This is a genomic window from Catellatospora methionotrophica, assembly GCF_011297335.1.
In the GTDB taxonomy this organism is placed as follows: Bacteria; Actinomycetota; Actinomycetes; order Mycobacteriales; family Micromonosporaceae; genus Catellatospora; species Catellatospora methionotrophica.
On sequence record NZ_JAAOTJ010000006.1, the window covers coordinates 257522 to 277556 of the forward strand.

Below are 20035 nucleotides of genomic sequence, written 5' to 3' on the forward strand. Positions count from 1 at the left end.
AACCGGGTTGGCGCGCTCTTGTCCGGATCGAGTAACTTACCCAGAGCGCCTGCGCGCCACCGGAAGTACCGTGCCCGGCACGGACCGGACCGCGCGGGAGAGCCGAACTCTGGGGAGGGTGCGGATGTCGTGGTTGCCGTCGCCGATACCGCATCCGCTGTCCTACTTCGACGCACCGGGGTGGATGAAGGAATGCCTCGACTGGGTCATCGGCATGGACTGGCCCGAAGGCGACGAGCAGGCCACCTGGGACCTTGCCGACGACTGGTACGCGGTCGCCGGTGACCTCGGCGACCCGCTGACCGAGTCCGAGCGGGCCGCCCTGGACGCCGTCGCCGCGTTCGGCGGGGCCGAGGGCAAGGTCGCCGCCGCGATCAAGGACGCCTGGGGGCAGATCGGCAGCGGCGACGAGAAATCCGCCCTGCAGGCCGCCGCGTACGTCGCGGGCGCGCTCGGCGAGATGCTCGAAGGCGGCGGCTGCGACATCCAGGGCGCGAAGCTCGAGTACTACATCGAGCTCGGCCTGCTGCTGATCGAGCTGATCGCGCTGGCCGTCGCCGCGTTCTTCACCTTCGGCGCGTCCACCGCCGCGGCCGGACCGGCCTGCATGGCGACCCGGTTCGCGATCAAGGAGATCCTCAAGCGGCTGCTCAGGTCCCTGATCGAGCGCGGCATCAAGCGCGCTCTCAAGGACAAGCTCAAGGACCTCGGCAAGGACTTCGGCAAGAAGCTCGGCAAGTGGGCGATCAAGGCCGGCAAAGAGGGCCTGGACGAGATGAAGGAGGAGCTGCTCACCCAGGGCGCCATCCAGACGTACCAGACCGCCACCGGCCGCCGCGACGGCCTCGACCTCGGCGACCTCGCCATGGCCGGCTGGGCGGGCTTCGCCGGTGGCGCGGCCAGCACCCTGGCCGGCGGCCACAACGGCGGCTTCGTCAGCAAGGTCTCCCACGGCGTACGCGGGGAGGTGCTCGGCGACGTCGGCGGCTCACTGGCCACGGGGCAGATGCCCGACGCCGGCAACCTGGGCATGGCGGCCACCTCGGGCGCCCGCTCCAGCGTCACCAGTCACCTGACCGGCGAGCTCAACAACATGACGAACAACATCGTCAGCAACCTCGCCGGGACAGGGTTCGACGGAGACCCCAGCACGAACATCACCACCGCCGCGGCGGCCACGGCGGCCGGAGCGGGCGGCGGCTCGGACGGCCCGCACGGCGGGAACACGGGTTCCGGCGGCGGTGGCAACGGCGGCTCGGGCGGTGGCAACGGCGGCGCCGGTGGCGGTTCGGGCAGTGGCAACGGCGGTTCCGGTGGGTCCACGGGAGGCAACGGCGGGCTCGCCGGTATCACGCCTCCCGAAACGGGACCGGCTCCGGCAGCTTCCGCCCCGGCTCCCTTCGCGAACATCCCCGCGCAGGCCAACAACACCGTGATCGCACCGGCCGTGGCCGCAGCGCCGCAGAGCATGGCCGCTCCCGCCGCCGCTCCCGCCGCGACGGCCCCCGCATCCGGCCTGGCCGGGACGTCGGCCGCCCCGTCGGCTCCGTCCGTCGCCACCTCGGCCTCGGCTTCGGTGTCGTCCGGCTCCGGCGGCCTGTCCGGCACGGCCTCCGGTAGCGCCACCACGACGGCAGGCGGCGGCTCGACCAGCACGGCCTCCGGCGGTACCGGCTCCAGCGGTCCGTCCACGTCCACCTCCGCGTCGAGTAGCACCACGGGTTCTGGCAGCACCTCCGCGTCGAGCAGCACCACCGGTTCGAGTACGACCACCGGTGCGAACTCGACCAGCGGCAATCCGGCCACCGGCGCGCGGCCGACCGGCGGCATCGCGACCGGCCCGTCGACGCAGGCGAGCCTGGCCGCGCAGACCGGCACACCCGCCCAGGCCGGGCCCTCTGCCCAGAGCAGTACCTTGACGACAACGCCGTCCGTGCAGACCAATGCCTCCGCGACCACCCCGTCGGCCCAGACGAACGCCTCCGTGACGGCACCGTCCACACAGACGAATCCCGCCACGACGGCACCGTCCGCGCAGGCGAACACCAACGCGCAGACGCCGTCCCCGCAGACCGGGCCCACGGTCCAGGCGAGCACCAGCGCGCAGACCGGCTCGACGAACCAGGCGAACACCTCTACCACCGCCACCGGCCCGCAGGGCACGACGTCTACCGGCACGCAGAGCCCCACGACGCAGAGCCCCACGACGGCCCAGAGCCCGACGACCAATCAAAACCCGGCCGCCACCTCGCAGAACCCGGCCGCGCAGCAGGTCCAGGCCACCTCGCCGCAGGGTCCGTCGACCCATCAGCAGGCCAATCCGGCCCAGCAGACGCCGGGCGAGCAGGCCCGCCCGCAGCCGGCCCCGGCCCAGCAGACCGACGCGGTGACGCCCGCGGTCGCCGTCGTGCCCGGCGCGGACCCGCGTGGCCCCGGCCCGGGTGCCGACAGCAGGCCACCGGCCGCCGACGGGCGGCGGGACGGCGAGCGCAGCCGGGCCGAGGCGCGTCGCTGGAGCGACGCGTACCACGGCGGGCTGCGCGCGCAGCGGCGCGAGATCCTGGCCTCGATGGGCCGCCCCGGCGCGCTGGCCGCGGCCGCCTGGGACGCGCTGAACCGCCACGACGGCGCGGACTTCACCCGAGGCGGCGTCACCACCGACGACACGTCGGCGCTGACCGGCACCGACTCCCCGCCGTCGGTCGACGCGACGCGCCGCTACGACCAGCGCGGCGGCTACCGGCCGGTGCTCACCCAGCACCAGCTCGACCTGGAGAACGCCGTCCCGCGCGACGAGAACGGCCGACCGGTGCAGTTCCCGCCGCTGCGCTCGGGCTGGCTGCGCTTCGCCAACGACGGCGGGCCGCAGGCCGACCCGACCCGTGCGGTGAACTGCGTCGACGTGCTGCTCTCGGTAGCCGACACGTGGCTGCACGGGCGTCCGCGCTGCGCCGCCGCGCGTACCCTCGACGGGTTTGCCAGCGGAAACCCGGACCAACCGGCCGGGCCGGAACCGCGCGGGCCGCACCGTATCGAGGACTTCTTCGGCGGGCGGCTGCAGCAGCTGTGCCCGGACACCCGTGGCCTGGACTCCCAGGCGGCCCGCCAGACCGTGGACGCGTCCTACGCCCGCCTGGCCGACCAGCTGCGCCAGGCCGGTCCGGGTGCGATGGCGGTGGTCATCCACCACTCGACCGACGGCACCGCGCACACCTGGCCGGTCTTCAACGACGGCGGCGTCATCATGTACGCCGACCCGCAGCAGCCGCCCGGCACACCGACCACCAACCCGCCCTACACCAGCGGCATCATCCAGATGGACGCCATGGTCATCGGACCGGACGGCGAGCAGTCCGTGATGGACGGCGCACCCACCGGAGCCTGGTCGCAGTACCAGGGCCAGCCCGATCCGGCGGCCGCACCGGCCGGGGTCCACGCGACACAGCTCGACGCGGACATGCAGCGCCCACTCACCGACCAGGAGCTCGAAGACCTCGGTGTCGGCGAGGCCACGATGGCCGACCTGGGCTACCCGGACCCGTCGGTGCTCAGCGACGCCGAGCGGGCACGGCTGGTGGCCCTACTGCCGCAGACAGCGGTGGTGCCAACGCAGGATGTCCGATTCACGCAACGCTCGGTCAGCCCGACCAGCGGCGACCTGACCATGGACCAGTTCGCCGCGCTGATGGCGGAGACCGGGTGGCAGGGTGGCCCGGCGCACGTCATCGCCTGGGGCGACGGATCACTGGACAGCATGGACAACCGCCGGATGCGGGCAGCGCGACTGGCCGGGCTCGACACCGTCCCGGTGTGCGTGCACCGCCCAGACGAGCCGCTGAGCAGCCTGCCCGAGAGCGAGGATCCAGAGCGGGTCAAGTACCGCCGTGCGCTCACGGTCGAGATCCGCATGGTGGATGGCCGACTGGTGGTCGGCGGTGACCGGGGAGAAGTGGTTCATCCGAGGGGCACGGTGCCGACGACCTTCGGCGAGGCCGCTCTATTCCGCGCCGCTGAGCAACGCAGTCTGCTGCCTGGACGTCTGTACGGCGCTGACACAGTCCCCGTGACCATCGGCAAGCCGCCGGGGCCCGATGAGGTGGTCGACGATCTCAATCCGGCGGAGCGCAAGGTTCTCACCGACCTTCACGCCGCTGCGGAGGCGACTGCTGACGGCATTCTCGCGGACATCGAGGGCATCGTCGATGGGTTCAACGCGGACGCCGACCTCTCCCGTGACGGGACGCTGCAGATCGAAGGGGCCGACGCACGGGTCAAGAAGCTAGAGTCACTGATCCGCAAGTATCTCGTCGAAGGTGACGAGATCGGTGCCGTGAGATTCGCTGAAGACGTCAACGACGTTGTGCGCTTCATGGTGCGGCTGCCGGACGGCGCGGGTTACCGCGCAGGGTTCGACGCGATCAGGGAAGGCCTGGAGCAGCGTGGTTACCAGCTGACCGACATCAAGAACTTCTTCCGCCCGGGTAACCGCTTCCTCGGGCTGAACGTGACCTTCCGCAGTGCGGACGGGCAACTGTTCGAGGTGCAGTTCCCCACCGAGGCGTCCCAGCGTGCGTGGGGACTGACCCACGATGCGTATGAGGTGCTGAGACGCGCCGGTCACGTGGACGAGAACGGCGAACTCCAGGACGCCGAACTACCCGCGCGACGAGTGCATGCCCTGCTGTCGATGCTGGGTGTGAACGAGGAACTAGGCCTCGGCGAGGTGCCGCCGGGCATCGACGAGATCGCCGCGCCCCCACGCGGGGAGCCTGTCGGCTCCAAAGACACCGGCCTCGCCGCCTGGATCACCAAGAACGCCGACATATGGGCGCAGTACCGCGAGTGGTTGGATGATCAGCAGACGTCCTTCGGCGGATTCGGCGACATTCTCGCGGAGTTCGGCATTGACCCTGCCGACGTGCCCATCACGCCGGAAATCGCGGAGAAACTGGAGCAGATCGATGGTGAGGTACTACGCCTTCTACTCGGCGAACACGTCGAAACCTCCGCCGGGGATCTTCGTGACCCACGGGGGAGTGGACGCGATGCTGTGGAGCCACCGGCAGCAGGCCTGGGTGTACGACCCGGGGAAGGTGGCCTACCTGATGGATCACCACGAGTACGTGGACCGGTCGGTGGAGATCACGAGGGAGCAGGCCGAGGAGCTGACCCTGCGGATAACGGAGGGGAAAGAGGCGCTTCCCGACGAGGAGACGATTCTCTGGATCTTCCAGTGGAAGGGCGCTCCGCCGCAGGACGAGGACTGACGGACTCAGCATCGTCCGAGGCTCCGTCGAATCTTGCTGGTCCGAGCGATGCGTCTGGAACTTCTGAAGGCGCGGAGAGGTCGGAACGGGCGGATGGTGAAGTACTACGCGTTCTACGCGGTGGACAAGTCGAGACCTCCGGCGAGGGGGATCATCGTGACTCACGGCGGGGTGGACGCGATGCTGTGGGACCACCGGCAGAAGGCGTGGGTGTACGACCCGACGACGGTGGCATACGTGATGGATCACCACGAGTACGTGGACCGCACGGAGGAAATCCCGAGGGAGCAGGCCGAGGAGCTGACCCTGCGGATCACGAAGGGGATGGAGGCGCTTCCCGACGAGGAGACGATTCTCTGGATCTTCCAGTGGAAGGGCGCCCCGCCCCAGGACGAGGACTGACGGATCCGGCCGATCCCGACTCCCCGGCCGATCCCGATTCCCCGGCCGGACCGGGGCAGCCGCCGTCGCCGCCGGAGCCCGGTGGGCGATTCTTCGAGCCCCGCCCCGACGCCGAGCTGTCGGCGTACGAGACCGCGATGCTCGACGACGTCCACGAGCGGGCGCTCGCCGCCTCCGAGACCGCGCTGACCGACCTGCGCCGGGTGACCGCGTCGGTCGAGCGGGCGCTCGGGCTGCCCGAGGGCTCCCTGCCGCTGCGCGACCCCGAGCACCGCGCCAAGAGCCGCGCGTCGCTGGAGCGCAAGTATCTGGCCGAGGGCCGGATCGGTGGACCGGAGCAGTTCGCTGCGACGGTGAACGACTCGGTGCGCTTCTCGGTGCAGCTGCCCGACGGTGCGGCGTACCGGCCCGCGCTGGACGCGGTGATCGCGCAGCTGGAGGCGGCGGGTTACGAGCTGGAGGGCACGCCGAAGAACTTCTGGCGGGCGGGCAACCGGTTCTACGGCACCAACACGACGTTCCGCGCGCCCGACGGCACCCTGGTCGAGGTGCAGTTCCCGACGCAGCTGTCGTACGAGCTGTGGCACGCGACGCACGTCGAGTACGAGGTGATGCGTGACGTCGACGCGGAGCCCGAGCAGCGTATCCGGGCCCTGCTGCGCATGCTGGAGGTCAATCGCGCGGCCGGGATGCTGGATGCGATCCCGCCGGGCATGGTCGGCGACGACGCCAAGGACGCGAGCCTCGCGAAATGGATCAGCGACAACCCGGAGGTCTGGGCCGCATTCACTCAACAGCTGGAGGCGCAGGGCCTGACGCCCGGCGACGTGATCGCCGAATACGATCTGACGCCTGACGACTTCCCGGTCACCCCGAAGGTCGCCGCCCGCCTGGAGGAGCTCGATGTTGTACTACAAGGCCATCTACCGCAAGGACATCGAGGACTTCCCGGACCAGGAGCCGACGGGCCTGATCATCTCCGGGCCGGGTCACCGGGAGCACATGATCTGGGACCATCGGGCCCAGAGCTGGCGGTACGACCCGCAGACGGCGGGGTACATCCTGAGCCGGGAGGACTACGACTTCCGACGCAGGCCGGTGACCCGAGCGGAAGCCGAGCGGATCGCGACGCAGATCACGAAGGGGATCGACCCGCTCCCGAGCGAGGAGGAGATCCTCGAGGCGTTCCGGGAGTCGCACCGTCGCCGCGCAGCGGGGACGCTGGACTAGACACCACGGGTCCGGCCGAGCCGGCCTCCGGGGTGGACCCTGACCTGGAAGCCGAGGATGCTGCGCTACTTCGCCCTCTATCTGAGGGATCTCGAGTTCCACCCGCAGCAGGAACCGACGGGTCTGATCGTCAAGGGCCCGGGGACCCGGGAGGCGCTGATGTACGACCACCGAGCGGGGGGCTGGCGGTATCGCCCGGACGCGGTCTCGGAGATCATGAACAGTCTGAGCTGGGACGACCGGCGTCGACCGGTGGACCGGAGCTCGGCGGAGCGGATCGCGCTGGCGATCTCGCGGGGGACCGGCCCGCTGCCGAGCGAGCCGCAGATCGAGGAGATCTTCGCGGAGTCGCACCGTCGCCGCGCCCAGGAGACGCAGCCCTAACCGGGGACGCGGCCCTGGCCGCCGACCCGGCGACCGCTGCGGACCCGCAGTCCCCGCCGGTGCCGGGCAGCACGCCGCCAGGCCCGGTCGGCATGGACCCGTCGGACCCGAACCACCCGCAGTGGCCCTACCGGGCGGGCCTGCAGACCCGGCGCATGTCGCTGGAGCTGCAGCGGCGTCAGCGGGAGGCGGACGCGCTGGCGGCCGAGGCGGCCAAGCACCTCGCCGAGATGCACAAGTACCGGTCGTGGGCGCAGTTCTACGCCGAGCAGCAGCCCGACGCCGAGCAGGCGAAGCTGTGCCAGGAGTGGGCGGACAAGCACCAGCAGTGGGCCGGTGAGTGGGGTGCGCTGTCCAAGGCCGCGTACAACGGGACGTACACGGCTAACCCGGCGACGACGGTGGACGACGACACGGCGTGGGTCGCGGTCAACACCGACGACGGCGCGCTCCAGGTCGACGTGCCCGCTGCCGACGGGCGGCCCTACCTGTACCGGGGCGGTCTGCGCCCGCCGTTGCAGCAGCACCAGGACGACCTGGCGGCGGCGATGCCGCGTACGCCCGACGGTCAGTTGCAGATGAACCCGGACCCGCGGGTCGGCACCTGGTTCGGGCTGGCCAACGACGGCGGGCCGGAGCTGGACCCGAGCCGCGGCGTCAACTGCGTCGACTGCATGATCTCCGCGTGGCGCACCTGGCGGGGCCGCCCGCAGGTGTCCGCGCCGAGAACCTTCGACGAGTATGCGGGAACCGACGTCAACGCGGTCACCGGCGGTGAGGCCGGCGGCATGGGCCGGGTCGCCGCAGCGGTCGGCGGGACCTGGCAGACGGTGTTCCCGAACATGTCGCAGAGTCCGGCCACGCAGGCCCAGCAGTGGTCCGACTGGGGTTTCGCGTCGATCACGCACGAGCTGACCGAGGCCGGTCACGGCGCGGCGATGTTCATCGTGACCGAGTGGCAGGCGGGCACGTCGCACGCCTGGCTGGCGGTCAACCAGAACGGCACCATCCTGTTCCTGGACCCGCAGACGCGCCAGGTCGCCGAGAACGTGTCGATGTACGGCCACACCGGCGACCCGTCGAACAACGGCAACGTCGTCGGCATGTACGCGATGATGCTCGACCCGGACGGCGATCCGCAGCCGATGAGCTCCCTCGCGCAGACCACCTGGGGCGCGGCGGAACTGGCCCAGCAGCAGCAACAGCAGCAGCCGTCCCCGGCTCCCGACCCGGAGCCGGAGCCTGCGCCGCAACCGGCCCCCGAGCCCGGCCCGGTGGCCGACAGCGGGCCTTCGGCGCTGCCCGACCCCGGCGGGCGGCCGACCCTGCCGAACCCGCCGCCGGGTGCCGAGGGCCACCACATCGGCGGCGAGCAGAACGAGGGCGAAGCGGTCGCGCTGTACGCCGACATCCGGGCCATGACCGACGACGTGCAGCGCATCGCGGCCAACCAGGGCATCCCGGAGGACGTCGTCGCCCGTGCCCGGCGCAACCTGTTCCTGCAGGTGCACGCGGACGTGGCGACCGGCACCGACCAGCTGGAGACGGGCCTGTTCACGGCGATCCTGAACATCGGGATGGACTGGCAGGCCGCGTACGACGGCCCGCTGGAGGGCGCCGACCTGGAGCGTTTCCGGCGCACGCTGGCGCACGAGTACGTCGAGTCGGTGCTGATGGAGCGGCATGGCATGGCCTACCGGCCGTCGGACTTCGACTACTGGGAGAACAACGAGTGGGAGTACCCGACCGCGACGCCGGAGCACTTCGCGGCGCATGACGTGGCTCCCTCGCAGGGGCGGCGCTGGCCGTTCGGTCACTACCATGACATGGGGCTGGAGGAGCCGGACGTCGAGATCGCGCCGGATCTGAGCAACCTGGAACACGTCGTCGACGAGATCATGCGGAGGTTGAGGCACGAATGAGTGCGGACGAACGGACACGCGCGCTCGCGGACCGCCTCGCCCGGGTCGAGTGGCTCGACGACGACGAGCGCGCGCCCTCGCGGGCGAGGCTGATGTCGGAGTACCTGCGCCGGGCGGCGCTGTGGGCGCAGCGGCTGGACGCCGCGAGGTCCTGGCCGTTCTTCGACGTCGCGCAGCTGGCCGCACCGGGCACGCGGGCCGATCCCGAGCTGGTGCGGGAGGTGTACGCGCAGGTCGCCGCGCGGGGCGCGAACCACCTGGACCGGCGGCTGTGCGAGTACGCGCTGCACTTCGCGGCGGCGCAGCCGGGGTCCGAGCTGCCGGACCCGTTCGCGCCGCTGGTCGAGCTGTTCGAGCGCGGCGGGCAGTTCCAGCAGGAGGCGGGGCTGATCTATTTCGGCCCGATGGGCGTGAAGCTCGGCTCGTTCGCCGACCACCTGAACGCGGAGCCGTTCGACACCGCACCGGCGGCGCTCGATGCCCTGGACGCGGCGTGGCAGGCCCGGCGCGAGGAGATGCGGCGGCGGGTGCGCGCGGGCCGTCCGCAGCAGGGCGGCTGACGGGCCGGACCGGGCGAAGTCATAGGATCATCGGTCTACATTGGACACGTTTTCCGGGACCGCCCCTGGCCGTGGCAGGGTGATACCCGGTCCGCGCCCAGCGCGGGCCGGATCATGCAGGGAGGGACTCCGATGACCGTCACCGTTCAGGACGCGCAGCGGGTAGCCGAGCAGCTGGCCCGGGGGGCGGGCGGCTCGCACCGGCCGTACGTGGCCGAGTTCCCTGAGTGCTTCATCGTGTGGACGCTGCCCGAGGGTGACGGGCCGCCGGAGCCGGGCGCGGGCGCGCGGCTGGTCATCGACCGGCAGGACGCGCGGGTGAGCACGTACCCGTCGGTGCCGCTGGAGCAGGTGCGGCGGCTGCACCTGCAGCACCGGGCGGAGCGGGCGCCCGCGGCCCCGGTCACCGCGGATCCGGCGGCGGCGCTGCGGCGGCTCGGCGGCGGCTTCGCGCCCGGCGTGACGGTGCGCATGGTGCCCGGCGACGGGCTGCCGCGCGAGGCCACCGGGGCCAAGGGCGACCAGGAACTCAACCACCACCCGCTGGTGGTCAAGTGGCTGGCGGTGCAGTCCCCGGGGTCGCTGGTGCGCGGCACCCGGCGGCACGCGGAGCTGGTCGTGCTGTCGGACTGGCTGCACGAGCTGGAGCACGCGGCCGCCTCGCGCGGCGAGCCGGGCCTGACCATCGGGCAGGTGCGCAGCGCCGCCCAGCAGGTGCAGGAGCTGCGGCTCACCCTGATCCGCGACCCGGGCGACCCGCTGGCGGGCACCCCGGCCGGGCCGTGTGACACCTGCCTGGCCGCGTGGATCCACTTCGGGCTCGCGCCCGCCTCCGCCGCGGTCGGGCCGGTCGAGCCGGTCGCGCCGCCGACGGGCATCCCGGGCCCGCTGGCCGGGCTGGCCCCGGACGTCGCGGCGACGCTGGCCGCGGGCGGCTGGGACGTGCCGCTGAAACTCGACGGGCGCATCGTGTCGGCGACCGAGTGGGCCGAGCTGTCCGTACGGGCGCTGGGGGAGTACGGCCACCCGCCGCTGGAGCCGCTGCGGGCCGCGATCGAGAAGTTCCCGTACCTGGTGTCGGTGCGCCGCGGGCCGGGCGTGGCGCACTGGGTGCGGCCGTTCGAGCTGGGCGGCGACCTGGTCGGCGCGACGGCGGCCTCGCTGGCCGACTTCGGCGCGGTGATCGGCACCGAGCTGGCCCCGATCGGGGCGGAGCAGGCCGGTGACGCGATCATCGCGGTGGACGCGAACGGCCAGGTGTGGGTCCTCGACCAGGCCGGGGAGTGGTACGCCGGGCCGGATCTGGACACCGCCTTCGTCGTCCTGCTCCAGGGCCACCCGATGCCGCGTGTGCGCGACGACGGCACCCTGGAGCCCCCTGCCTGATCACCAGGTGCCGGTGGCCCGCACCCGTGGTGTGGAACGGCCGATGAGCAGGGTCTGCACGGCGTCGTCGAGGGTGGGGCCGAGATACCAGGCTCCGGCGTGGTCGACGGCGAACACGCGGTGGCGCTCGTCGACGGCGATGATCGAGTGCAGGCCGCCGGCCTCGCCGCCGATCGGGAACAGCGGTGCGCCGAGGCGTTCGGCGAGATCGCCGAGGGTGTCGGCGGTCTGCTCGCGGGTCCACTCGTCGAGGGTGAACGACTCCACCCGCTGCGCCGCGCCGGGCTGGCTCTGCAGCACCGGGTGGAACGGCGCGTACGGCTCCAGCAGGTCGATCAGGAACGGCAGCGCGGGCAGGCGGTGGCGTACGCCGGGCACGGCGATCGTGGCGGCCACCGCCTCGGCGGTGATCGAGCGCAGCGCCGCCCGGCCGACCGCGTTCCGCTGCGGCGGCTCCGGGCGGACCAGGTCCCGGGGCAGCTCACCGGGCAGGCCCAGGGACACCAGCACGGTGCCGCAGGTGTGGCAGGCGGCGGCGGGCGCGGGGTTGTCCGAGGCGGTGCCCTCGCGCAGCAGGTGCAGCCGCAGGGTGGCCCCGGCGAGCTGGCGCGCGGCCCAGGCGGTGTCGGTGTGCTCCGCGCCGCCGAGCTCGAACAGGGCCTTGGACACGACGATCAGGTCGGGGTGGCGGTGCGCGCCGCGGGTGCGCCCGGCGGGCGGGATCGCGGCCAGCGCCCGCATGACGGCCGGGTGGTGCACCGGCTCGGTGTCGGCGGTGTGCCCGAGCGCCTGGAACGTCCGCCCGACCACCTCCAGGGTGGCCACCACCTGCGGGAGCGCGGGCGTGGCGGGGCCGCCGAGGCGGGCGAGCTGCGCCGCGAGGGCGTTCGCGCGCCGGGCCTGCTCGTCGGCGGGCAGCCGGGGCGGCCCGAACGGCGACGACGTCACCACGGCGTTCGGCGGGGGCGGGCCGGGGGTCAGCGAGAGCGGGTCGGCCACCGACGTCGTGGGCGGCAGCGGGGGCATCGGCGGGGGCATCGTGCCGACCGCGCCGGGCGGCGGGGTGGGCAGGGGCATCGCCGGGTACGCGGCCTGGGCGGCCGGCCCGGGGCCGGTGTACCGGCTCATGGCGACCTGGGGCGGCAGGCCGGGCACGACGGTGAGCGCGCCGGTGTCGCGGTCGATGATCACGGTCTCGCCGCTGCCGGGCTCGGGGACCGGGCCGCCCGCCTGGCGCGGGGACCAGACGACCCAGCCGCCGGGGAACGCGGTGAGCCGCGGCTCGCACGCGTAGCCGCGGCGCAGGGTCTCGGTGACGGCCCAGTGCCGCGCGATCTCCTTCAGCCGTTCCTGTGAAATCATTGCGGCTCCCGCGTTCGGCGATCGGTCTGGACAACTTATCGCAGCAGGGCACGAAGGGATGTATCCCGCCCATCGGTGCCCGGGGCGCGGACCCGGCCACGCTGAGGGGACTACGGTTCGAACATGCTTTCCGACGACACACACCCGTACCAGGGACCCATCGAGCCGGTGCGGCCCGCGACGGGCGGCCGCGGTGCGGACGTGCTCTGGGCGCTGGTCCTGGCGGCCGTGATCGGGGTGCTCGGGCTCGGGCTGGGGCTGCTGTGGCACGCGGTCGCGCCGACGCTGCCGCTGCGCATCGTCGAGGGTGGCGCGGCCTACACCTCGCCCGAGCCGGAGCAGCTGGCCGCCGCCGAGGGCTGGTTCGTGCTGCTCGGCCTGGGGTTCGGGCTGCTGTGCGCGATCGGCGCCTGGGTGCTGCTGCCCGCCCGCCGGGGGCCGATCCAGCTCGCCGGGCTGCTGGTGGGCACCCTGATCGCGGGCTGGGCGGCGTGGTGGCTGGGCCACGACATCGGGCTGGCCGCCTACCAGGACAAGCTGGCCAACGCGCCGGTGGACACGCTGATCCAGAAGCCGGTGGACCTGCGCGCGGTGAAGAAGCTGACCTTCTTCCCGTACGCGATAGGGGGTGTCCTGCTCATCCCTGCCCTCGGCGCGGTGGTCACCTACGCGCTGGCCGCGGCCTGGTCGCGGTGGCCCTCGCTGCGCCGTCACGAGGACGAGCAGGAGTGGGCCCGCTACGACGACGATCAGTTCATCGCGGGCGCGGGTCCGAGCTGAGACAGCTGCGCCGGCACGGCCCGGACCTCGCGCAGCAGCGCGGTCTCGCGGGCCAGCATGGTCAGCTCGTGGCGCAGGCGGGTCGCCGGGTCAGGCGCGGACAGCAGCTGCTGGCGGTCGCCGACGGTCAGTGACGCGCTGGCCGCGACCAGGTTCGACAGCACCGTCGGGTCGTCGGGCAGCTGGTCGTCCGGCCCGCCGCGCAGCACCCCCAGGTATTCGCGGAACGCAGCCAGCACCCGGGGCGCGAGCTGGTCGGCCAGCGCGTCCGGGGCCGGATCGGGCAGCCACTCCACCCCGACCACCGGGTACGGGTGCGGGCTGGGCACGAACCCGGTGATCCGGAACCGGCGCGCGCCGACGGTGACGATGTCGAACTTGCCGTCGGGCAGTTCGGTGATCTGCCGCAGCTGCGCCACGCAGCCGACCTCGTGCACCACCACCTCGGACGTGGCGACGCCGTCGTTGGGCGGGGGCATCACCTCCAGGCCGCGTTCGATGGCGACCACGCCGAACTCGCGCGGCGTGCCGTCGGGCAGCTCCATCAGATTGCGCATCAGCGTGCGCCAGCGCTCCTCGAAGATGTGCAGCGGCAGCACCAGGCCGGGGAACAGCACCGTGCCCAGCGGGAACAGCGGCAGCGTCCCGGTCATGGGCAGAGCCTAGCGCCGCAGGGCGTCAACGGGGGTAGCCCGGCCCCCGCGACGTAGTGGGCGGGGTCACTTTCCCAGTGCCTGGGCGCGCGCGCCGGCGCGCGCGGGTGCGCCAGTAGACTTTGGGAGGTGTTGACCCGTATCGACCTGCGTGGACGTGACATCGATCCGCGTAACCTGCTGCCCCGTGCCCAGATCGACGTCAGCCAGGCGGTGGAGCAGATCCGCCCGCTGGTCGACGGGGTGCGCGAGCATGGCGTCGAGGCGGTCAAGGAAGCGACGCATCGGCTCGACGGGGTGGACCTGGCCGCGTTGCGGGTGCCCGCGGAAGCGATCAAGGAAGCCGAGCAGGCCCTCGAACCGGAGGTGCGCGCCGCGCTGCTGGAAGTGATCGCGCGTACCCGCAAGGTGCACGCCGACCAGCGCCGCGCCGACCACACCACCCAGGTCGTGCCCGGCGGCACGGTCACCGAGCGCTGGCTGCCCGTCTCCCGGGTCGGCCTCTACGTGCCCGGCGGCCTGGCCGTCTACCCGTCGACCGTGGTCATGAACGTGGTCCCCGCGCAGGCAGCGGGCGTGCCGAGCCTGGTCGTCACCAGCCCGCCGCAGAAGGCTACCGGGCTGCCCGACGCGCGGGTGCTGGCCGCCTGCGCGCTGCTGGGCGTCGACGAGGTGTACGCCGTCGGTGGCGCGCAGGCCGTGGCGATGCTCGCCTACGGCACCCGTGGCACCGCCGACCCGGAGCGCGAACTGCCCGCGCACGACGACTGCGCGCCCGTCGACCTGATCACCGGCCCCGGCAACCTGTGGGTGACCGCCGCCAAGCGCCTGGTGCGCGGCGTGGTCGGCATCGACGCCGAGGCGGGCCCGACCGAGATCGCGATCCTCGCCGACGACACCGCCGACCCGGCGCACGTCGCGGCCGACCTGATCAGCCAGGCCGAGCACGACCCGATGGCGGCCAGCGTGCTGGTCACCGACTCGCCCGCACTCGCCGACGCGGTCGACGCGGAGCTGGCCGTGCGGGTGGCCCGCACCAGGCACAGCGAGCGGGTGACGACGGCGCTGAGCGGTCGCCAGTCGGCCACGGTGCTGGTCGGCGACCTGGCGCAGGGGCTGCGGGTGGTGGACGCGTACGCCGCCGAGCACCTGGAGATCCAGACCCGCGACGCGCGGGACTGGGCGATGCGGGTGCGCAACGCCGGGGCGATCTTCGTGGGGGCGTACGCGCCGGTGTCGCTCGGCGACTACTGCGCCGGTTCCAACCACGTGCTGCCGACGGCGGGCTGCGCCCGGCACAGCTCGGGGCTGTCCGTGCAGTCGTTCCTGCGCGGCATCCACGTCGTGGAGTACACGGCCGACGCGCTGCGCGACGTCGCGCACCACGTGGTGGCGCTGGCCGACGCCGAGGACCTGCCCGCGCACGGCGAGGCCGTGACCGCGCGATTCGAGAGTGGTGCGGCATGAGCGAGTGGGTGCAGGAATTGCTGCGTGAAGACCTGCGCGGCAGACACGCGTACGGCGCGCCGCAGCTGGACGTGCCGGTGCGGCTGAACACCAACGAGAACTCGTACGCGCTGCCCGACGAGGTCGTGCGGGCCGTCAGCCGGGCGATCACCGGGGAGATCGCGGACCTGAACCGCTACCCCGACCGCGACGCCGTGAAGCTGCGCGCCGACCTGGCCGCCTACTGCGGGCACGGGCTGACCGCCGAGCAGCTGTGGGCCGCCAACGGCTCCAACGAGGTGCAGCAGCAGCTGTTCCAGGCGTACGCCGGGCCGGGCCGCACGGTGCTGGGCTTCGGACCGGCGTACTCGATGCACCCGCTGCTGGCCGTCGGCACCGCCACCACCTGGGTCGACGGCCGTCGCGACGGCGACTTCGGGCTGACCGCCGAGCACGCGGTCGCGCAGGTCCGGGCACACCGGCCCGCGCTGACGCTGCTGTGCTCGCCGAACAACCCGACCGGCACCGCGCTCGACTTCGCCGTGATCGAGGCGGTGCTCGCCGAGTCGACCGGCCTGGTCGTCGTCGACGAGGCGTACGCCGAGTTCCGCCGCCCCGGCACGCCCAGCGCGCTGGAGCTGCTCGACCGGCACCCGCGCCTGGTGGTCAGCCGCACCATGAGCAAGGCGTTCGCCTTCGCGGGCGCGCGCGTCGGCTACCTCGCCGCGCACCCGGCCGTGATCGAGGGAGTGCAGCTGGTACGCCTGCCGTACCACCTGTCCTCGCTCACCCAGGCCGCCGCCCGCGCCGCGCTCGCGCACGCGGACGTGCTGCTGGGCACCGTCGAGGCGATCAAGACGCAGCGCGACCGGATCGTGGCGGAGCTGCGTACGGACGGCTGGACCGTGGCCGACTCGGACGCGAACTTCGTCCTGTTCGGACGGTTCGACGACCAGAAGAGCGCCTGGCAGACCCTGCTCGACCAGGGCGTCCTGGTCCGGGACGTGGGCCTGCCGGGCTGGTTGCGGGTCACCGCGGGCACCGAGGACGAGACCTCCGCCTTCCTGGCGGCTATGAAGGAGCTGAGGGCATGAGGACCGGACGCGTGGAGCGGGTCACCAAGGAGACAAAGGTCCTCGTCGAGATCGACCTCGACGGCACGGGCCGGGCCGAGATCTCCACCGGCGTCGGCTTCTTCGACCACATGCTGAACCAGATCGCCCGGCACGGCGGCTTCGACCTGACCGTGCGCACCGAGGGCGACCTCGAGATCGACGCGCACCACACCATGGAGGACACCGCGCTCGCGCTCGGCGAGGCGTTCGCGCAGGCCCTGGGCGACAAGGCGGGCATCCGGCGGTACGGCGACGCGGTCGTGCCGATGGACGAGGTGCTGGTGCAGGCCGCGGTCGACCTGTCGGGGCGGCCGTACGTCGTCCACGACGAGCCGGAGAACATCGCCGACTACATCAACCCGGGCAGCGGGCCCGTCTACCCGACGTCGATGACACGGCACATCTTCGAGTCGTTCGGGCAGACCGCCCGGATCACGCTGCACGTGTCGGTGCTGCGGGCCTCGCGCCCCGGGCAGAAGCCCGACGCGCACCACGTCATCGAGGGCCAGTTCAAGGCGCTGGCCCGCGCGCTGCGTACCGCCGTGGAGATCGACCCGCGCAGCGCGGGCGCGGTCCCGAGCACGAAGGGTGTGCTGTGAGCGAGCGCGGCGGGGTGAAGGCATGAGCCCGCAGGTGACGGTGCTCGACTACGGGTCGGGCAACCTGCGCTCGGCGCAGCGGGCGCTGGAGGCGGCGGGCGCGGACGTGGTCGTGACCGACGACCTGGCCGCCGCCGCACGAGCCGACGGGCTCGTCGTGCCGGGCGTGGGCGCGTTCGCCGCGTGCATGGCGGGCATCGAGGCCGCGCAGGCCGGGCCGGTGATCGCCGACCGGGTCATGGCGGGCCGGCCGGTGCTCGGCATCTGCGTCGGCGCGCAGATCATGTTCGACTCCGGCGACGAGCACGGCGTGGTCACCAAGGGCCTGGGCCTGCTGCCCGGCGCGGTGACCCGGCTGGCCGCGCGCCGGGTGCCGCACATGGGCTGGAACCTGCTCGACGCGCCCGCCGACTCGGCGCTGTTCACCGGCGTCGAGGCGGACGCGCGGTGCTACTTCGTGCACTCGTACGCCGCACCGCCCAACGCCGAGCTCGACGCGGTCGCGCTGGTCACCACGTCGACCCACGAGCAGGCGACGTTCGTCGCCGCCGCGGAGCGGGGGCCGCTGGCGGTCGCCCAGTTCCACCCGGAGAAGTCCGGGGCGGTCGGGGCACGGGTGCTGCGGAACTGGATCGCCACACTGTGAGTCCGCTCGTTACGCTCGCCCCGACGTCGAGGGCGATGGAGTGGGTATGGGTGAGCAGATCCTCCGGTGCGGGGCAGCTTTCGTACGGGCCGGACGTGGCGCGGTGAACGCGTGAGCAAGGAACGCAAACTGCGCCGGGAGGCGCGGGAGGAGGCGGCCCGCCGGGCCGTCGCGGCCGAGGAGCGCCGTGCGGCCCGCCGCCTGGCGCGTCGCGCCGCCTGGCGCCGGCTCAGCCTGTATGAACTGCGCAAGCGCAGTGCCGGCCGGTTGGCGTCGCGGCGCACCGCGGCCGAGCGGGCCGGGGTCGCCATCGTGGTGACGCTGGCGCTGTTCGTGATCTGGACGCTGGTGCCGTCGACGGCGCTGGCGGTGGCGCTGACACTGCTGCTGGCGCTGACCCTGCCCGTGTTCGTGATCGTCGCGTTCGACCGAAGGAGCTCCTGATGGCCCTGGATCTGCTGCCCGCCGTCGATGTCGTCAACGGCCAGGCGGTGCGCCTGGAACAGGGCGCCGCGGGCAGCGAGACGTCATACGGCGCGCCGCTGGCCGCCGCGCTGGACTTCCAGGCGGCCGGGGCGCAGTGGATCCACGTCGTCGACCTCGACGCCGCCTTCGGCCGGGGCTCCAACGCGGCGCTGCTGTCCGAGCTGGTCGGCCGGGTCGACGTGAAGGTCGAGCTGTCCGGGGGCATCCGCGACGACGCGTCGCTGACCGCGGCCCTGGCCACGGGTGCGGCACGGGTCAACATCGGCACGGCGGCGCTGGAGGACCCGGCGTGGTGCGACCGGGTCGTGGGGGAGTACGGCGACCGGATCGCGGTCGGGCTCGACGTACGCGGCAGGGTGCTGTCCTCGCGGGGCTGGACCCAGGACGGCGGCGACCTGTTCGACGTGCTGGAGCGGCTCGACAAGGCCGGCTGCGCCCGGTATGTGGTGACCGACATCCTCAAGGACGGCATGCTGCAGGGGCCGAACCTGCAGCTGTACCGCGACATCTGCGCCGCGACGTCGGCTCCCGTGATCGCGTCCGGTGGCGTGTCCACGCTCGACGACCTGCGCGCCCTGGCCACCCTGGAGCCGCTCGGCGTCGAGGGCGTGATCACCGGCAAGGCCGTGTACTCGGGGGCGTTCACGATTCCGGAGGCGCTGGCGGCGCTGGCTTCCTGAGCGGGCTCGGCCGGGTGGAGCACGCCGTTTTCCCATAGACGCTGGCCTATTACATCGAGTTTGATCATCAAATATTCGATGTAATAGGCCAGCGTCTATCGATGAGGGCCGGTCGTCGGCGTGGCGCGGGTGGGCGTGTCGTGGGGCGGTGTGGTGGGGAGCCGCCACGCCGTGTCTCATGGGGCGGACCGGTGGCTCGGCGAGGGGGCTGCGGCAGGTAGCGTCGGGCGCATGAGTGTCGCGGTGCGGGTCATTCCCTGTCTGGACGTGGACGCCGGGCGGGTGGTGAAGGGGGTCAACTTCGTCGACATGCGCGATGCCGGGGATCCGGTGGAGCTGGCGGCGGCGTACGACGCGGCGGGGGCCGACGAGATCACCTTCCTGGACGTGTCCGCCTCCGTCGAAGGGCGCGGCACCATGCTGGAAGTGGTCCGGCGTACCGCGGAGACGGTGTTCATCCCACTGACCGTGGGCGGCGGGGTGCGCTCGGTCGACGATGTGGACGTGCTGCTGCGCGCGGGTGCGGACAAGGTCGGCGTCAACACCGCGGCCATCCACCGGCCCGAGCTGATCACCGAGATCGCGCGGCGTTTCGGCAACCAGGTGCTGGTGCTGTCGCTGGACGTACGGCGGCTCAAGGACGGCAGCGGGTTCGAGGTGACCACGCACGGCGGGCGCAAGTCGGCCGGGCTGGAGGCGATCGCGTGGGCGCGCCGCGTCGCCGACCTGGGCGCGGGCGAGATCCTGCTGAACTCCATGGACGCCGACGGCACCAAGGAGGGCTTCGACCTCGAACTGATCAAGGAGGTCCGGGCCGTGGTCGACATCCCGGTGATCGCCTCCGGCGGCGCGGGCAAGGCCGCCGACTTCCCGCCCGCCATCGACGCCGGAGCCGACGCCGTGCTCGCGGCCAGCGTCTTCCACTTCGGCGAGGTCACCATCGCCGAGGTCAAATCCGCCCTCCGCGCCACCGGCCACCCCGTCCGCTGACCCGCTCCTGCTCCGCCTACCCGCCGCCCCGCTGCGGGTGGCTCCGGAGGCGGTGCCGCTGGAGATCGCTGTTTCGGGTCAGAAAGTGCGGTCAGACCACAGGTTTTGCCCACAAACGGCGATCTTG

Annotated in this window: 13 protein-coding genes; 11 read left to right on the top strand and 2 right to left on the bottom strand. The window is 72.7% G+C overall.

The genetic code is table 11. The features are described from left to right. Positions 1–124: 124 nt before the first annotated feature. The 3 genes from HAV40_RS17415 (at position 125) to HAV40_RS17425 (ending at position 11151) form a co-directional block, all read left to right on the top strand. Positions 125–9205: a toxin glutamine deamidase domain-containing protein gene (locus tag HAV40_RS17415; protein WP_166382465.1), complete on the top strand. Its 9081-nt coding sequence runs from the start codon at positions 125–127 to the stop codon at positions 9203–9205. After that, positions 9202–9765, top strand: coding sequence for a hypothetical protein (locus HAV40_RS17420; RefSeq protein WP_166382467.1), 564 nt, complete (start codon positions 9202–9204; stop codon positions 9763–9765). The genes HAV40_RS17415 and HAV40_RS17420 overlap by 4 nt, the downstream gene beginning before the upstream one ends. 132 nt (positions 9766–9897) lie before the next feature. After that, positions 9898–11151, top strand: a complete 1254-nt coding sequence (locus tag HAV40_RS17425) for an SUKH-3 domain-containing protein (RefSeq protein ID WP_166382469.1) — start codon at positions 9898–9900, stop codon at positions 11149–11151. Here the strand turns inward: HAV40_RS17425 and HAV40_RS17430 are convergent, their stop codons facing one another. Beyond that, positions 11152–12513 (bottom strand): SUKH-3 domain-containing protein, encoded by a 1362-nt coding sequence (locus HAV40_RS17430; RefSeq protein ID WP_166382471.1) that lies wholly within the window; start codon positions 12511–12513, stop codon positions 11152–11154. It lies immediately after the preceding gene. 123 nt (positions 12514–12636) lie between these two features. Here HAV40_RS17430 and HAV40_RS17435 point away from each other — a divergent pair, with 123 nt between their 5' ends. Then, entirely contained in the window at positions 12637–13293 is a 657-nt protein-coding gene (locus HAV40_RS17435) for a DUF2567 domain-containing protein (RefSeq protein ID WP_166382473.1), read from the top strand. Here the strand turns inward: HAV40_RS17435 and HAV40_RS17440 are convergent. Then, positions 13263–13946: an LON peptidase substrate-binding domain-containing protein gene (locus HAV40_RS17440; RefSeq protein ID WP_166382475.1), complete on the bottom strand. Its 684-nt coding sequence runs from the start codon at positions 13944–13946 to the stop codon at positions 13263–13265. The two genes, HAV40_RS17435 and HAV40_RS17440, sit on opposite strands and share 31 nt — an antisense overlap. A gap of 129 nt (positions 13947–14075) precedes the next feature. Between HAV40_RS17440 and hisD the strand changes: the two genes are divergently transcribed. From hisD to hisF, 7 genes are all read left to right on the top strand, one after another. Next, a complete protein-coding gene (gene hisD, locus HAV40_RS17445; protein ID WP_166382477.1) occupies positions 14076–15413 on the top strand; it encodes a histidinol dehydrogenase in 1338 nt (445 codons plus the stop codon). Continuing rightward, the gene (locus HAV40_RS17450; RefSeq protein ID WP_166382479.1) at positions 15410–16486 is read left to right on the top strand and encodes a histidinol-phosphate transaminase; all 1077 of its coding nucleotides are present in this window, start codon (positions 15410–15412) and stop codon (positions 16484–16486) included. Before hisD ends, HAV40_RS17450 begins: the two co-directional genes overlap by 4 nt. Beyond that, entirely contained in the window at positions 16483–17106 is a 624-nt protein-coding gene (hisB, locus tag HAV40_RS17455; RefSeq protein ID WP_166382481.1) for an imidazoleglycerol-phosphate dehydratase HisB, read from the top strand. The genes HAV40_RS17450 and hisB overlap by 4 nt, the downstream gene beginning before the upstream one ends. Before the next feature lie 22 nt (positions 17107–17128). Then, positions 17129–17752 (top strand): imidazole glycerol phosphate synthase subunit HisH, encoded by a 624-nt coding sequence (gene hisH / locus HAV40_RS17460; protein WP_166382483.1) that lies wholly within the window; start codon positions 17129–17131, stop codon positions 17750–17752. A 111-nt stretch (positions 17753–17863) separates the two neighbouring features. Beyond that, a complete protein-coding gene (locus HAV40_RS17465; RefSeq protein ID WP_166382485.1) occupies positions 17864–18196 on the top strand; it encodes a hypothetical protein in 333 nt (110 codons plus the stop codon). Then, positions 18196–18918: a bifunctional 1-(5-phosphoribosyl)-5-((5-phosphoribosylamino)methylideneamino)imidazole-4-carboxamide isomerase/phosphoribosylanthranilate isomerase PriA gene (gene priA / locus HAV40_RS17470; RefSeq protein WP_166382487.1), complete on the top strand. Its 723-nt coding sequence runs from the start codon at positions 18196–18198 to the stop codon at positions 18916–18918. The genes HAV40_RS17465 and priA overlap by 1 nt, the downstream gene beginning before the upstream one ends. Positions 18919–19149: 231 nt before the next feature. Next, a complete protein-coding gene (hisF, locus tag HAV40_RS17475; RefSeq protein ID WP_166382489.1) occupies positions 19150–19908 on the top strand; it encodes an imidazole glycerol phosphate synthase subunit HisF in 759 nt (252 codons plus the stop codon). The last annotated feature ends 127 nt before the right edge of the window (positions 19909–20035 follow it).

Excerpts from the sequence above, each read along its gene's own strand:
- HAV40_RS17415 (WP_166382465.1), top strand. The coding sequence starts at position 125 with ATGTCGTGGTTGCCGTCGCCGATACCGCATCCGCTGTCCTACTTCGAC.
- HAV40_RS17420 (WP_166382467.1), top strand. The coding sequence starts at position 9,202 with ATGAGTGCGGACGAACGGACACGCGCGCTCGCGGACCGCCTCGCCCGG.
- HAV40_RS17425 (WP_166382469.1), top strand. The coding sequence starts at position 9,898 with ATGACCGTCACCGTTCAGGACGCGCAGCGGGTAGCCGAGCAGCTGGCC.
- HAV40_RS17430 (WP_166382471.1), bottom strand. The coding sequence starts at position 12,513 with ATGATTTCACAGGAACGGCTGAAGGAGATCGCGCGGCACTGGGCCGTC.
- HAV40_RS17435 (WP_166382473.1), top strand. The coding sequence starts at position 12,637 with ATGCTTTCCGACGACACACACCCGTACCAGGGACCCATCGAGCCGGTG.
- HAV40_RS17440 (WP_166382475.1), bottom strand. The coding sequence starts at position 13,946 with ATGACCGGGACGCTGCCGCTGTTCCCGCTGGGCACGGTGCTGTTCCCC.
- HAV40_RS17450 (WP_166382479.1), top strand. The coding sequence starts at position 15,410 with ATGAGCGAGTGGGTGCAGGAATTGCTGCGTGAAGACCTGCGCGGCAGA.
- hisB (WP_166382481.1), top strand. The coding sequence starts at position 16,483 with ATGAGGACCGGACGCGTGGAGCGGGTCACCAAGGAGACAAAGGTCCTC.
- hisH (WP_166382483.1), top strand. The coding sequence starts at position 17,129 with ATGAGCCCGCAGGTGACGGTGCTCGACTACGGGTCGGGCAACCTGCGC.
- priA (WP_166382487.1), top strand. The coding sequence starts at position 18,196 with ATGGCCCTGGATCTGCTGCCCGCCGTCGATGTCGTCAACGGCCAGGCG.
- hisF (WP_166382489.1), top strand. The coding sequence starts at position 19,150 with ATGAGTGTCGCGGTGCGGGTCATTCCCTGTCTGGACGTGGACGCCGGG.